Source organism: Streptomyces sp. NPDC017676 (assembly GCF_044329325.1).
Taxonomy (GTDB): Bacteria; Actinomycetota; Actinomycetes; order Streptomycetales; family Streptomycetaceae; genus Streptomyces.
The window spans coordinates 1-13,737 of sequence record NZ_JBIRJA010000006.1; the positions used below are offsets into that span (position 1 = coordinate 1).

General features: G+C 71.4%; 14 protein-coding genes. 6 read left to right on the forward strand and 8 right to left on the reverse strand.

The window, feature by feature from the left end:
• Positions 1–139 precede the first annotated feature (139 nt).
• Positions 140–1,084, forward strand: a complete 945-nt coding sequence (locus ACH4LD_RS14470) for a PfkB family carbohydrate kinase (RefSeq protein ID WP_398055042.1) — start codon at positions 140–142, stop codon at positions 1,082–1,084.
• A 261-nt stretch (positions 1,085–1,345) separates the two neighbouring features.
• Here ACH4LD_RS14470 and ACH4LD_RS14475 read toward each other — a convergent pair whose 3' ends face one another.
• Positions 1,346–2,227: a LysR substrate-binding domain-containing protein gene (locus ACH4LD_RS14475; RefSeq protein ID WP_398055043.1), complete on the reverse strand. Its 882-nt coding sequence runs from the start codon at positions 2,225–2,227 to the stop codon at positions 1,346–1,348.
• 71 nt (positions 2,228–2,298) lie between these two features.
• Here ACH4LD_RS14475 and ACH4LD_RS14480 point away from each other — a divergent pair, with 71 nt between their 5' ends.
• Genes ACH4LD_RS14480 through ACH4LD_RS14490 form a run of 3 tightly spaced genes read left to right on the forward strand, consistent with a single transcriptional unit; the run spans position 2,299 to position 4,876 of the window.
• The gene (locus ACH4LD_RS14480; RefSeq protein WP_398055044.1) at positions 2,299–3,495 is read left to right on the forward strand and encodes a thiolase family protein; all 1,197 of its coding nucleotides are present in this window, start codon (positions 2,299–2,301) and stop codon (positions 3,493–3,495) included.
• Positions 3,492–4,187, forward strand: coding sequence for a 3-oxoacid CoA-transferase subunit A (locus tag ACH4LD_RS14485; RefSeq protein ID WP_398055045.1), 696 nt, complete (start codon positions 3,492–3,494; stop codon positions 4,185–4,187). The genes ACH4LD_RS14480 and ACH4LD_RS14485 overlap by 4 nt, the downstream gene beginning before the upstream one ends.
• Positions 4,184–4,876, forward strand: coding sequence for a 3-oxoacid CoA-transferase subunit B (locus tag ACH4LD_RS14490; protein ID WP_132784281.1), 693 nt, complete (start codon positions 4,184–4,186; stop codon positions 4,874–4,876). The genes ACH4LD_RS14485 and ACH4LD_RS14490 overlap by 4 nt, the downstream gene beginning before the upstream one ends.
• Before the next feature lie 13 nt (positions 4,877–4,889).
• Here the strand turns inward: ACH4LD_RS14490 and ACH4LD_RS14495 are convergent, their stop codons facing one another.
• The 4 genes from ACH4LD_RS14495 to ACH4LD_RS14510 all read right to left on the reverse strand — a co-directional run bounded on the left by ACH4LD_RS14495 (position 4,890) and on the right by ACH4LD_RS14510 (position 7,837).
• Complete coding sequence (locus ACH4LD_RS14495) at positions 4,890–5,276, reverse strand: hypothetical protein (RefSeq protein WP_398055046.1); 387 nt, start codon at positions 5,274–5,276, stop codon at positions 4,890–4,892.
• 115 nt (positions 5,277–5,391) lie between these two features.
• Positions 5,392–5,730, reverse strand: coding sequence for an STAS domain-containing protein (locus ACH4LD_RS14500; protein ID WP_398055047.1), 339 nt, complete (start codon positions 5,728–5,730; stop codon positions 5,392–5,394).
• Positions 5,727–7,034, reverse strand: coding sequence for a PP2C family protein-serine/threonine phosphatase (locus ACH4LD_RS14505; protein ID WP_398055048.1), 1,308 nt, complete (start codon positions 7,032–7,034; stop codon positions 5,727–5,729). Before ACH4LD_RS14505 ends, ACH4LD_RS14500 begins: the two co-directional genes overlap by 4 nt.
• The gene (locus tag ACH4LD_RS14510) at positions 7,034–7,837 is read right to left on the reverse strand and encodes an alpha/beta fold hydrolase (RefSeq protein ID WP_398055049.1); all 804 of its coding nucleotides are present in this window, start codon (positions 7,835–7,837) and stop codon (positions 7,034–7,036) included. The genes ACH4LD_RS14505 and ACH4LD_RS14510 overlap by 1 nt, the downstream gene beginning before the upstream one ends.
• Positions 7,838–8,129: 292 nt before the next feature.
• Between ACH4LD_RS14510 and ACH4LD_RS14515 the strand changes: the two genes are divergently transcribed.
• Both ACH4LD_RS14515 and ACH4LD_RS14520 read left to right on the forward strand, forming a co-directional pair.
• Positions 8,130–9,215 carry an alkene reductase gene (locus tag ACH4LD_RS14515; RefSeq protein ID WP_398055050.1) on the forward strand — a complete coding sequence of 362 codons (1,086 nt, stop codon included), beginning with the start codon at positions 8,130–8,132 and terminating at the stop codon, positions 9,213–9,215.
• 171 nt (positions 9,216–9,386) lie between these two features.
• Positions 9,387–9,908, forward strand: a complete 522-nt coding sequence (locus ACH4LD_RS14520; protein WP_398055051.1) for a MarR family winged helix-turn-helix transcriptional regulator — start codon at positions 9,387–9,389, stop codon at positions 9,906–9,908.
• Positions 9,909–10,174: 266 nt separating this feature from the next.
• Here the strand turns inward: ACH4LD_RS14520 and uppS are convergent, their stop codons facing one another.
• The 3 genes from uppS to ACH4LD_RS14535 form a co-directional block, all read right to left on the reverse strand.
• Positions 10,175–12,010, reverse strand: a complete 1,836-nt coding sequence (gene uppS / locus ACH4LD_RS14525; protein WP_398055052.1) for a polyprenyl diphosphate synthase — start codon at positions 12,008–12,010, stop codon at positions 10,175–10,177.
• Positions 12,011–12,071: 61 nt separating this feature from the next.
• The gene (locus tag ACH4LD_RS14530) at positions 12,072–12,914 is read right to left on the reverse strand and encodes an ABC transporter permease (protein ID WP_398055053.1); all 843 of its coding nucleotides are present in this window, start codon (positions 12,912–12,914) and stop codon (positions 12,072–12,074) included.
• Complete coding sequence (locus ACH4LD_RS14535; RefSeq protein ID WP_398055054.1) at positions 12,911–13,513, reverse strand: ABC transporter ATP-binding protein; 603 nt, start codon at positions 13,511–13,513, stop codon at positions 12,911–12,913. The genes ACH4LD_RS14530 and ACH4LD_RS14535 overlap by 4 nt, the downstream gene beginning before the upstream one ends.
• Positions 13,514–13,737: the final 224 nt, after the last annotated feature.

Consider the following 13,737-nt stretch of genomic DNA (forward strand, 5'->3'; position numbering starts at 1 on the left):
ACCACCCGCGTCTGGCACTCCGCCCCGGGGCCCCCCCCCCCCCCCCCCCCCCCCCCCCGGGGGGGCGGGGCCCGGCCCCCCGCCCCCCCCCGGGGGGGCCCCCCCCCCCCCCGGGGCCCCCGCGCCCCTGGAGTCTTTGATGAACATCCTCGGTTTCGGCGACAACGTCGTGGACCGTTTCGTGGACCGCGGCATCGACTACCCGGGCGGCAACTGCGTCAACGTCGCCGTGTACGCCCGCCGCCTCGGTCTCGACAGCGCCTATCTGGGGGTGTTCGGCGACGACGACCTCGCTTCCTTCCTCCGTACGGCCGTGGCGGCCCAGGGCGTCACGGTGGAGCGCAGTGTGGTGCGCCACGGTGAGTCCGGCGTCTCCACTCTCCATGTGCGGGACGGCGACCGGGTGTTCCTCGGCTACAACGGCGGTGGTGTCACCGTGCGAGAACCGCTCGTCCTGGACGACGCGCTGCTTGAGTACGCCTCATCGTTCTCGCTCGTGCACTCCAGCGTCTACTCGCGCACCGAGACCGAACTGCCCAAGCTCGCCGCGGCCGGCCCCCTGGTCAGCTTCGACCTCTCCGACGACGACGAGTTCCGCTCCCCCGCCTACCTCGACAAGGTCTGCCCCCACCTCGACCTGGCCCTGCTGTCCTGCTCGGACCTGGACGAAGCGGCCACGCGGCGGTTGCTGGAAGCCGTGGTGGCCCGGGGAGCGCGCATGGTCCTGGCCACCCGCGGGCTGGCGGGGGCCACCGTGTACGACGGCCGGACCCTGGCGACGGCTCCGGCACGCCCGGCGGACGCCCGGACCATGGCCGACACCATGGGCTGCGGTGACGCGTTCCTCGCCGGTTTCGCGGTGTCCCTGCTCCACGACGGCTGGTCCCGCCGCGATCCGCCGTCCCGCCCCTCTCTGGAGCGCGCCCTGCGGCAGGGCGCGCAGTCGGCCCATGACCAGTGCTTCGTCGAGGCCGCCTTCGGCCACGGCCGGCCTGCCGCGGCACCCGGGGCCGCCGCCCCGAAGGCACCGGTCCCGGTGCCGCCCGACCGGACCGGCACGAACGCCACGGAGTCCCAGCCGTGACCAGCCGTGCCGCGCGGCGGAGCCCATCACCTGTGCGCTGTCGCCAGGCTCAGGGTGGGTGGCGCTGCCGGGGCCGGAGACCGTATGCGCGTGTGCGCCGTCGCGTGGCACTGCTGCGGGACCTTCGTGCTCGGCGGGCGGGACGGGGTCTGTCTCGTCGTGCGGCCTTCGGTGCCGGACCGGTCGGTCCGCCGGGCGACGGCCGGTCGGCCCGGGTGAGCGTGACGGGAGTGCCGGCCGGGAACGGCGTCCGCGCACCGCTCAGAAGAGCCGGCGAATGACCTCGACCGCGCGCGCCAGGTGGGGTTCCTTGCGGTCGGCGCGGTGGGCCACGGCCAGTTCGATCGACGCCGCCGGGCGCACCAGGGGCCGGTAGACGACACCGTCGAGCGCCAGTGCGGTCACCGGCTCGGGCGCGACCGCGACTCCGAGGCCGCCGGCGACGAGGGTGATGAGCGTGGAGGTCTCCCCGACCTCGTGCCGGATCCGCGGCTCGATGCCGGCTTCCCGGAGGACACCGAGCACGACGTCGTGCATCACCGAGCGGCGGTCCGCCGAGTGCATGATCATGTCGAGGCCGGCGAGGTCGGCGGCGCGCACCCGGGTCTTGGCCGCGAGCGGATGCTCGGCCGGGAGTGCCACCACGAGGCGGTCCCGGCGCAGGGTGTGGACGGCGAGGGACGGGTCGGCCGCGGGCGGGCGCAGCAGGGCCACGTCGATGGCGCCGCCGCGCAGCGCCTCCACCTGATCGGGGGCGAGCATCTCCCCGCGGAAGGAGAAGTCGATGCCCGGCAGTTCGGTGGCGAGGTGACGCGAGAGTGTCGGCAGCAGGCTGTACGTCGCCGAGCCGACGCAGCCCAGGGTGAGGTGACCGACCGAACCGGCGGCGACCCGGCGGGCGTGGTCGGCGGCCTGGTCGACCTCGGTGAGGATCGCTCGAACCCGGTCGAGGTAGGCGCGGCCGGCCTCGGTGAGGTCTACCCGGCGTGTGGTGCGGTGGAACAGGGCGACACCGAGCTCGCCCTCCAGCTGCCGGATCGCCTGGGAGAGCGGCGGCTGTGCCATGTGGAGCCGTTCGGCCGCACGCCCGAAATGGCGTTCTTCCGCGACGGCGAGGAAGTAGCGGAGCTGGCGCAGATCCATATCCCCAGGGTATCAATCGAAAGCGATATCGATACTTCACGATATCGGCGGTGCGGTCTAGCCTTCGAGCCATGAAGAGCGCATTCCTCTACGCGGCCACGCGGACACCGTTCGGCAAGTTCAACGGCGCGCTGGCCGGCATCCGGCCCGACGACCTGGCTGCCACGGCGATCGGCGGCGTGCTCGGACAGGTGCCGGCGCTGGATCCCGCCGCGATCGACGAGGTCGTGTGGGGCAACGCCAACGGCGCGGGCGAGGAGAACCGCAACGTCGGCCGGATGGCCGCGCTGCTGGCCGGTCTGCCGACCAGCGTGCCCGGCACCACGGTCAACCGGCTGTGCGGGTCGAGCCTGGACGCGGCGATGACCGGCTCCCGCACGATCGAGACGGGCGACGCCGAGGTCGTTCTCGTGGGCGGTGTCGAGTCGATGACGCGGGCACCGTGGGTGCTGCCCAAGCCGTCGCGGGCCTTCCCGGCGGGCGACGTCACCGCGGTGTCCACGACTCTGGGCTGGCGGCTGGTCAACCCGCGGATGCCGAAGGAGTGGACCATCCCGCTGGGAGAGTGCAACGAGCAGCTCCAGGAGCGCTTCGGCATCTCCCGCGAGCGCCAGGACGAGTTCGCCGTCCGCTCCCACCGCCTCGCGCACCGGGCGTGGGAGGACGGCTTCTACGACGCGCTGGTCACCCCGGTCGGCGACCTGGTCCGCGACGAGGGCATCCGCCCGGACTCGGACACCGAGAAGCTCGCCGCGCTGAAGCCGTCGTTCCGGCCGGACGGCACCATCACCGCGGGCAACGCCTCCCCGCTCTCCGACGGCGGCTCCGCGGTGCTCCTCGGCAGCGAGGCGGCGGCGGCTACCATCGGCCGCGATCCGCTCGGCCGGATCCTCGGCAGGGGCGCGATGGCGCTGGACCCGCGGGAATTCGGCTACGCCCCGGTCGAGGCCGCCAACCGGGCACTCGCTCGCGCCGGGATCACCTGGGACCAGGTCGGTGCGGTCGAACTCAACGAGGCGTTCGCGGTCCAGTCACTGGCCTGCGTCGACGCCTGGCTCAAGGACGGCCTGCGCGACCCCGGGATCGTCAACCAGCGCGGTGGGGCCATCGCGATCGGGCACCCGCTGGGCGCCTCCGGCGGCCGGATCCTCGGGACCCTGGCCGCGGTCCTGAAGGAACGCCGCGAGCGGTACGGCGTGGCCGCGATCTGCATCGGCGTCGGCCAGGGGCTGGCCGTCGTCCTGGAGAACCTGGAGGTGTCGAAGTGAGCCGCGCCGCCGTGCTGGAGTCGACCGACGAGGCCGTGGCCGGGATCGAGGACGGTTCCACCGTCCTGGTCGGCGGCTTCGGCCTGGCCGGGATGCCGTTCGACCTCATCGACGCCCTCATCCGGCAGGGCGCGAAGGACCTCACGATCGTCTCCAACAACGCCGGGAACGGCGATGTCGGACTGGCGGCGCTGCTCGCGGCCGGCCGGGTCCGCAAGGTGGTGTGCTCGTTCCCACGGCAGGTCGACTCCTATGTCTTCGACGCGCTCTACCGCGAGGGGAAGATCGAGCTGGAGGTGGTTCCCCAGGGCAACCTCGCCGAGCGGATGCGGGCCGCGGGCGCCGGCATCGGCGCGTTCTACTGTCCGACCGCGGTCGGCACCCCGCTCGCCGAGGGCAAGGAGGTGCGCACCATCGACGGACGCGACTACCTGCTGGAGTATCCGATCAAGGGCGACTACGCCCTCATCTCCGCGCACCGGTCCGACCCGATGGGCAATCTCGTCTACCGCAAGACGGCCCGCAACTTCGGCCCGGTCATGGCGACCGCCGCCACCGCCACGGTCGTCCAGGTCGACGAGGTCGTCCCGCTCGGCGCGCTCGACCCGGAGGCGGTCGTCACGCCGTCCATATACGTCGACCGCGTCGTCCCGGTCGAGACCCGCCACTACACCGTCCAGGGGGCACGATGACCACCGACACCACCGCCGCGGCACGCTCGGCGTCCCCGGGCGGGGCGCCGATCGCCGCCGACCGTCCGCTCAGCATGGACGAGGTGGCCGCCGTGATCGCGCGGGACATCCCGGCCGGCGCGTTCGTCAACCTCGGCATCGGCCGGCCCACGAGGATCGCCGACCATCTGCCCGAGGAGCTCGGCGTCGTCCTGCACACCGAGAACGGCATGCTCGGCATGGGCCCGAAGGCGGAGGGCGCCCAGATCGACCCCGACCTCACCAACGCCGGCAAGGTCCCGGTCACCGAGCTTCCGGGAGCGGCGTACTTCCACCACGCCGACTCCTTCGCCATGATGCGCGGCGGCCACCTCGACGTCTGCGTACTGGGCGCCTACCAGGTCTCCGAACACGGTGACCTGGCCAACTGGCACACCGGCGAGCCCGGCGACATTCCCGCCGTCGGCGGCGCGATGGACCTCGCCATCGGCGCCAAGGACGTCTACGTGATGATGACGCTCTTCACGAAGTCCGGCGCGCCCAAACTGGTCCGGCGGTGCACCTATCCGCTCACCGGCACCGGTTGCGTCAGCCGCGTCTACACCGAGGTCGCCACCTTCGACCTGGGGCCCCAGGGCGTCCGCGTGCGGGAGACCTACGGCATCACCGTCGACGAGCTGCGCTCACGGCTCGACGTCGAACTGCGCTGACCTCCTCGACCGGTCAGCCGCTCGTCCAGCCGTGCTCCCCGTGCACGGCATCGGTCGCGTCCTCGCCGAGCCATTCCAGCGTGAACCGCCGGTCCCGCAGCCGGAAGCATCGCGAGGCCCAGTCCCGGAGCTCCTCATCGAGTTCGTCGGCACCGACGATCCCGTCCTCGAACTCGGGCACCCGCTGTGCCGCACCCACCCGGAACACGGCCCACCGAGGAAGCTCCCGCGGGTTCACCCACCGCCTGCGCCGGACCGGGTCTTCCCGCCACCACCACGTGGTGACCGTGGTCATGAGTACGCCGACCTGTTCGTCACCGTCCATGAGGCGGGCAGCGGCACGGCGGTACGGGTCGAGCCGGACATCCGCGGGCGGCTCCGCCCGCTCACATCTGAACACGCCCGCGTTCTCCCAGGCGACGGGGGATGACGGACGGTCGCCGCGAGCCGGCGGTCACCAGATGGGGACGAGTCCACCGTCGGTGATCAGGTCGCAGCGCCGTCCGCCGGGAGCCTCAGGAACGGATGGCGGTGTCGCTGTCCGGGTGGAGAGCGAAGATCTGGTCGAGGCCGACGATCCGCAGGACCCGCAGGGTGTTGGCGGGTACGGCCGCCAGCGCGATGTCGGCCCCGGCGGCCTGGGCGTGGCTGCGCGCGGCGATCAGGGCGGTGATGCCGCTGGAGTCGCAGAACCGCATGCCGCCCAGATCCAGGACCAGGCGCTGGCCGGGCTGGAGGGTGGCAGCGGCGACCCGTTCACGCAGCTCGCTCGCGTTGGTGTAGTCGAGCTCGCCGAAGATCTCCAGAACAGGACCGGTCGGGGCGTCTCGGGTGGTGATCTTCAGCGGGCTCATGTTCTGTTTCTCGCGGGGTGGTCGGGGGCCGGTGCGCCGAGGGCGAGCAGGGCGGTGTCGTCGTCGAGGCCGTCGCCGAAGCTGTCCAGCAGGCCGGTCAGGGCCTCGATCACGGCGTGGGGTGGCTTGCCGCCGTGGCCGGCGGTGAAGGCGAGCAGTGCCTCGTCGCCGTACAGGCTGGTGCGGTCCGCGCCGGTACGGGCTTCGGTGAGGCCGTCGGTGTAGAGCAGCAGGGTGTCGCCCGGGGCGAGGACCGTCGTGGCGGTCGTGAAACGCGCCGTGGGCAGTACGCCGACGAGCAGGCCGCCGGGGGTCGGCAGGAAGTCTGCCGTGCCGTCGGCCCGCAGCGTTATGACCGGTGGGTGGCCGCCCGAGGCGAGGTGGACGGTGAGCCGCCCGGTCGCCGGGTCGGGGTCGAGGGTGCCGAAGACGGCGGTGCAGTAGCGCGGGTCGCCGCTGCCGGAGTAGCGCTCGTGGAGCACCTTGTTGAGGGTGGTCAGGGCGGAGACGGGGTCGGAGTCGTGGAGGGCGGCGGCGCGCAGGGTGTAGCGGGTGAGCGAGGTGAGCGCGGCGGCCTGGGGTCCCTTGCCGCACACGTCACCGAGGAAGAAGGCGAAGCGTTTGCCGTCGAGGGGGAAGACGTCGTAGAAGTCGCCTCCGAGCCGGTCGGGAGAGGCCGTGTGGTAGTGGGTGGCCGTCTCCACCCCGGGTATGCAGGGCAGGGTGTCGGGCAGCAGTGACTGCTGGAGTACGGCGAGGGCGTCCTGCAGCCGGGCGCGATCGGCCTCCGCCTGTCTGCGTGCCGCTTCGGCCGCCTTCCGGCCGCGCAGCAGTTCCTCCTCGTAGGCCCGGCGGTCCCTGGCGTCGAAGACGGTGGTGCGGATCAGCAGCGGCTCGCCGTTGCCGCCGCGTTTGACCACCGAGGAGACCAGCACCGGTATCCGGTCACCGTCGGTCCGCTTGATCTCCAGGGCGATCCCGCTGATCTCGCCCTGCATCCGCAGCAGCGGCGCGAAATGCGTCTCGTGGTACAGCTTGCCGCCCACGCTCAGCAGGTCGGCGAAGCGCATCCGCCCCACCACCGCCTCCCGCTCCAGACCCAGCCAGCCCAGCAGGGTGGCGTTGATCTTGGCGATGGTGCCGTCCATCAGCGTGGACAGGTATCCGCACGGCGCCTTCTCGTACAACTCCTCGGCGCTGTCCTCCAGCAGTGCGGCGAACGCCGCGTCCGCCGCCTTCTCGTCGTCGGGGTCGTACGGGCCGTGCGCGTCGTGGGGGTCGGGCTGATGCCCGGCGCGGCACATCACCGTAGGCCGGCCAGGAAGCTCCGGATCGCCTCGTTGGTGGCTTCGGGCGCCGACAGGTGCGGGCAGTGCCCGGTCGCCTCCAGGGTCACCAGCGTCGATCCGGGGATCGCCCGGTGGACGAAGGCACCTACCTCCCGGGGGGCGATGACGTCCTCGCTGCATTCGAGCACCAGGGTCGGCACCTTCACGCTCTTGAGGTCGTCCCTCGAATCCGACAGGAACGTGGTGCGGGCGAAGACGCGCGCCATGTCCGGGTCGGTGGCGCAGAAGCTGTTCTTGAGTTCTTCGCCGAGTTCGGGGCGTTCCGGGTTCCCCATGATCACCGGCGCCATCACCGTCGACCAGCCCAGGTAGTTCGACTCCAGTGACGCCAGCAGTTCGTCGATGTCCTGCGCGCTGAACCCGCCGCGGTAGCCGTCGTCGTCGATGTACCGCGGAGACGGAGCGACCATCACCAGCGCCCCGATGCGCTCCGGAGCCGCGTCCGCGGCCAGCACCCCGATCATGGCGCTGACGGAATGCCCCACGAACACCGCGTCTCGCAGGTCGAGCGCCTCACACACCTCCACCACGTCCCGGGCGTAGCCGTGCAGAGAGCCGTAACGGTTCTCCGAGAACGCGGCCAGGTCAGAGCGGCCCGAGCCGACGTAGTCGAAGAGCACCACCCGGTAGTCCTCGACCAGGGCAGGCAGCGTCAGTCGCCACATGTTCTGATCACAGCCGAACCCGTGGGCCAACACCACGGTGAACCCCTGCGGGTTGCCGGTGACGGCGACGTTGTTCCTGCGGGCGATATCCATACCCGCCAGTCTCCCAGGCACGGACCACCGCTCTCCCACTGCCCCCAAGGCCCAACCATTACCTGTTCGAGCAAGTAATGCCAGGGCTCCGCCTTCGAGGCGACTGCGGTGGCGGACTAAGACGCTCCGTGCGCCTATGGGCCGACATTTGCCCGCCTGCCTCGCCGCTGGTGACGCAGCTCACATCTACCCAAGGAACGCTGATGGCTACTTTCCTGTTCGGACAAGTAATGGCTCCGCACAGACCAGCGTGGCCGTACGAAGACGCCCTTCCCCTACAGAGGAGATGACGATGTCGAAGGCATTCGAGCCCTACGAGCTGGGTGGCAAGCGCCTGACCAACCGCCTGGTGATGGCGCCGATGACCCGGAGCCGCGCCTACGGCCCCGGCCAGAGCCCCGTGCCGTTGACGGCCGACTACTACGCGCAGCGCGCCTCCGCCGGGCTGATCGTCACCGAGGGCGTCCAGCCCTCCCGGGTCGGCCAGGGCTACCCCGACACCCCCGGCATCCACACCGCAGGGCAGGTCGCTGCCTGGCGCCAGGTGACCGACGCGGTGCACGCCCAGGGTGGCGTGATCTACCTCCCGATCATGCACACCGGACGGGTCGGCCACCCGGCACTCACGGGCCTGCGGCCCGTCGGCCCCTCCGCCGTCGCGGCCGCCGGGCAGGTGTACACCCACGAAGGCCCCCAGGACTTCGTCACCCCGCGCGAACTGACCGATACCGAGATCCGCGCCACCATCGCGGACTACGCCGCCGCCGCCCGCAACGCCGTCGAAGCCCGCTTCGACGGCGTCGAGTTGCACGGCGCCAACGGGTACTTGATCCACCAGTTCCTCGCCCCGAACAGCAACCAGCGCACCGACGCCTGGGGCGGCAGCCCCGAGAAGCGCATCCGCTTCGCCGTGGAGACCACCAAGGCCGTCGCAGAGGCCATCGGCGCGGACAGGGTCGGCTTCCGCCTCTCCCCGGGCAACCCCTACAACGACATCGACGAGTCCGACACCGCCGTCACCGAGGCCACCTACACGGCCCTGGTCGAGGCCCTCGCCCCGCTGAACCTCGCCTACCTGCACCAGCTGGAGGCCCCCGGCGTACGCGAACTGACGCTCCGGCTGCGCAAGGCATGGCCCACGACCTTCATCCTCAACCCCTTCACCGGCCGGGAGCCCACCGGACCGGCCGAGCTGGAACTCGTCGAGAACGGCACCACCGACCTGCTCGCCTACGGCGCCCTCTTCCTCGCCAACCCCGACCTGCCCGCCCGCCTGGCCCAGGGCGGCCCGTTCAACACCCCCGACCCCACCACCTTCTACGGCGGCGGCGAGAAGGGCTTCACCGACTACCCCACGCTGGAGGAAGCCCGCGGCTGACCGCTCGGCCACGGATTCGAGCCCGTCGGGCGTGCCGCGCCTGAGCAGCACATACCCTGCTGCACAGAAACGCGGACCCGAGAGCCTGTACGCGGCAACCGGCGCCGGCACCGGCTGCCGCGGTCGGCACGGGCAAGGACGGCCGCACGGGAGAAGGCAGAAGGCAGCACCATGGACTCCGAGGCAATGGACCAGGTCACCGAGACCGGGGAACTCCCCGAGGCCGCACACCGCGGACCCATCAGCCATGCGATCTTCCGGGTGGCCCGCCTGCACCGCATGCTCGCCGGCCAACTGCTGCGCGAGGTCGGCCTGCACCCGGCCCAGGAGCTGGTCATGATGCAGCTGTGGGACCGCGGCCGGATGCGCCAGACCGACCTGGCCCGGCACGTCGGTGCCGACGCCGCCACCATGACCCGCACCATCCAGCGTCTGGAGAAGGCCGGCTTCGTGCGCCGCGTGCGCTCCACCAGCGACCGGCGCTCCGTCCTTGTCGAACCGACCGCCGCCAGTCAGGCCCTGCGCCAACAGGTCGAAGACCTCTGGGCCCGCCTTGAGGACTACGCCACCGGCGACCTCACCGACACCGAACGCGGCGAGGCCCTCGCCGTCCTCGAAGCCCTCGAAGCCAACCTCGCCGCCCGCGTCAGCGACACCGAACCCCCCTCGCGCCCCGGCGCGCCCGACGCCTGACCACGGGATCGCCGGTGGCGGCGAACAGACGGAAGTCCGGTCACCGAGGAGTCCGAGCGGGGCGGATGCGGACATCAAGTCGTCCTGTGTGTAGGCGCAAGGCTCCCTGGGAATGACGGCGCGTCGCTCAGCGGTGGCGGCGTCAGCGGCGGGAACACGCACCTGGCTCTGCGCCTCCCAGGCATCCGCCGCCGCGCCCCGCTCCCGCGTACCGACGTGCCCGGGAGAACCGCCTGTCTGGAGCGGACGCACACACGGCAGCTCGGCTAGCTTCCGTAGCGGCGTTGGCGGTTCCCGTACTCGGTGATGGCCTGCCACAGGTCGCGGCGATCGGCGTCCGGCCAGTAGCCGGACGTGAAGTACAGCTCGGCGTACGTGGACTGCCAGGGCAGGAAGTTGGAGGTGCGCTGCTCGCCTCCGGTGCGCCACAGCAGGTCGACGTCGGGCAGGTCGGTGAGAGCCAGGTGACGTGCGAAGTCGTCCTCGCCGACGAGGTCGGGGTCGAGGTCGCCGGCCCGCGCCGCGCGGGCGAGGGAGGCGGCCGCGCGGGTGATCTCGTCCCGGCCGCCGTAGTTGAAGCAGAGGGTGCAGGTCAGGCCGGTGCGGGTGCGGGTGGCGGCCTCCTTCTGCCGCAGGGACTCGACGAGGTCCGTCGGCAGCTTCTCGGGGTTGCCGGACCAGCGCAGGCGTACGTCCAGGTGGCGGAAGGGGTCGTCGTCCAGTTCCTCGCGCAGGGTGCTCATGATGCGCTCGACCTCCTCCGTGTCACGCCTCCAGTTCTCGGTGGAGAACGCGTACACGGTGAGGTGGCGGAGGCCGATCTCCAGAGCGCCGTAGACCATCTCGCGCAGGGCGGCGGCGCCGGCGCGATGACCCTCGGACCGGGGCAGGGCGCGTTGCTCGGACCAGCGGCCGTTGCCGTCCATGACGATGGCCACGTGGGCCGGCATCGCCTCGGCTTCGATCCGGGGAGGCCGGCAGCCACTGGGGTGTCTCGGCGGCTGCTGGAACGCGGTCGTGCCAGGAATCGGACGGGCTGCCGGGCAGGGTTCGGTCGCTGCGCGCCTCTGCCGGGTGTCCGGAGGCGTCAGTGGTGTCAGGCTCCATACCAGAGCCGTCCGGAGGCGAGCGGGAAGGAAGATGCGCGCACGTGTCAGGTGTGAGGGGCGCGGCTGGGAGCGGAGCAGGGCGGGGCCGGCCGCCTCGACCGCGTCGAGCAGGGCGAGCAGGAGACTGATCAGCGCGTTGCCCGCGGTGGCGGTGCCCGGGTGCATGCCGTGGGTCAGGTGGGGCTGGTTCACCCAGCGGCGGGTGATGGAGGTCAGCTCGGTGACCAGGTCCGCGGCTGCTGGGCTCCATCGGCCGTGCAGCAGGTCGTCCTCGGCTCCGGGGAACTGGTTCAGGATCTCGTCCGGCAGAAGGAGCTTGTCCTCGCCCTGGTCGGTGTGCAGGTCGGTGAGGGTGTCGACGAGCCGGATGCCGTCGTTGAGCTGCTGGTAGCTCTCCAGCCGGTCCAGGCGGAAGACCACCGGCACACCCGCCTGCCCGAGCAGAAGGCGAACCGTGTCGAACATGGGGACAATGTGGCCGCGGCTCCAGGCCCGCCACTGGGCCCAGTCATCGAAACGCCGGTGGTCGATGTCGTTGCGCGACACGGATACAGCGTTGCGGAAGTCGGAGAGATCGACATGCCAGCGTTCGGCCGTGTCCACCAGAGCACGGCGAATCGGGTCGGTGCTGGTCCCGGCGGCCATGTCGGTCTCCAGCGCGGCCATCCACGCGTCGGCACGGGTGGCCCGTTCGGCTGGTGTCGCATCCCGGTCGTCGATCAGATCGTCGACGACTGTCAGTCCCGCCCAGACGGCCCAGCATGCCGGGTGCAGCACGGGGGGCAGCAGGCGCAGAACGGCGTACGCTCCGGGGTCCTGACTGCGTGTGATGCGACGGCACAGACGATAAGCGGCCCGCAGGTCGGTCTCGACGCGGCCGCCTGGGAGGGGTACGGTCCGCTCGGCGACCGGGCTGTCCTGCGGTGCGCCGGCCGGCGGCCGACGCCCACGGAGGAACCGACGGAAGCGTGCACGATCCTGGGCGATGTCCATGAGGGCTCCACGAGGCAGCGGAAGGGCCTGAAGGTTGCTGGGCGCGGGTGCTGCGGGAGGTTCAGCCCGCCGCCGTCGGGTCCGCGTTCACCGCCTGGTCCCGAGCGGTTCCGCGGGGCCCCGGCACGAAGGGGCGGGCTGCCGGGGGAAGGGCGTTGCGCGTCCGGCGGTGGAAGGCGAGGAGACCGGCCAGCGCGGCGGCCGCGAACCAGACCAGCTGGATGGCCACGTGCCCCGGCACGTCGGCGGTCGAGAAGCCCGCGGCGGTACTGGCCTGCATCGCGCCGTAGGAGGGCAGGAAGCGCGTGACGGGGCTGTCGCTCCCGGAGCTGGAAACGGGGTTCTGCAGGCCGAGGTCGATGATGCTCGTCATCAGGATGGCGAACATGCCCTCGACCTCCCTGCGCATCACGGCACCGAAACCGACGCCGAGGACGCCGTAGGTCATGGCGGCGCTGAACAGTGCCACGGCGAGCAGGACCGGCTGGCGCGGTGTCCAGATCAGACAGGTGACGGCGGTGGCGTAGGCGGACACAGCGGCGGAGGCCAGGGCGAGCGCCGCGACCTTCGCCAGGACGAGATGGCTCCGGGGATAGCCGGCCATGGCCAGGCGGCGGTCGAAGTCGTGGCCGGCGAACGTGGCCGCGAACATCATGAACCCGGTGATCAGGGTGACGGCGTTGAGCGCACCGCTGATTTCGGTGATCTCGTTCCCACGCGGAGCCAGCACCTGCCCGGTGGCCCGGAGTCTCATCCGGGCCGGGGAATCGGGCATGACCAGGTACGCCAGCATCGTCCACAGCGGGATGAACACGGCGACCAGCACCATCGCGAACCGATTGCGTACGTGTTCGGTCAGCGCGTACCGGGTCGCGGTGGCGAACAGTCCCAGGTGCCGTTTCACGCGGCACCCGCCGCCGGCCGGAGCGTCCCGTGGTTCAGCTGCCACAGTTCGTCCAGCCGTTCGGCGTCATAGGCGAGGTGCGAGACGACCAGGACCGAGCGGCCGGCGTCCCGCAGCCGGGCCGCCAGGTCCCAGAAGCGCTGGTAGGTGTCCCAGTCGAAGCCCTGGTAGGGCTCGTCCAGCAGCAGCACCTGCGGGTCGTGCATCAGGGCCAGGGTCAGGTTCAGCTTCTGCCGCGTCCCGCCACTGAGTACCGCGGCGCGTACGTCGGCGTACTCGGCGAAGCCCAGGATCTCCATCGCCTCCTCGGCGTGGCGCAGGTCGGCCAGGCCGAACGCGGTCCTGAAGAAGTGCAGGTGCTGCCGGACGGTGAAGGCACCGTTGAGGACCGGGTGTTGCGGGCAGTACCCGAAGCGGCCGGTGTGGCGGACGGTGCCGCGGGAAGGGCGCAACTCGCCCGAGAGGATCTTCAGCAGTGTGGACTTGCCCGCCCCGTTCTCCCCGACGATCCCGACCAGCGCACCGGCGCGCAGGTCGAAGTCGACCCCGCGCAGTACCGTTCGCCGGCGGTACGAGTGATGCACGTTCCTGACCTTCACGCCCCTCCAGGCAAGTCGGTTGTGTGATCCCGCGCCGCACCGGCCAGGTGGCACCGCCAGTGCGGTAACAAGCCGATGCAGTAAGCGAGTTGACGCCTCTTCAGTTGGGCGACACACAGACCGTACAGTCCACGAAATGATGGTTGAGGTGCCGGTACGTTAATCCCCTCGATCGGGTGACAGCCGAGTCCGGCCTTCGGTACGGCGGCCACATCAGGGCCTCA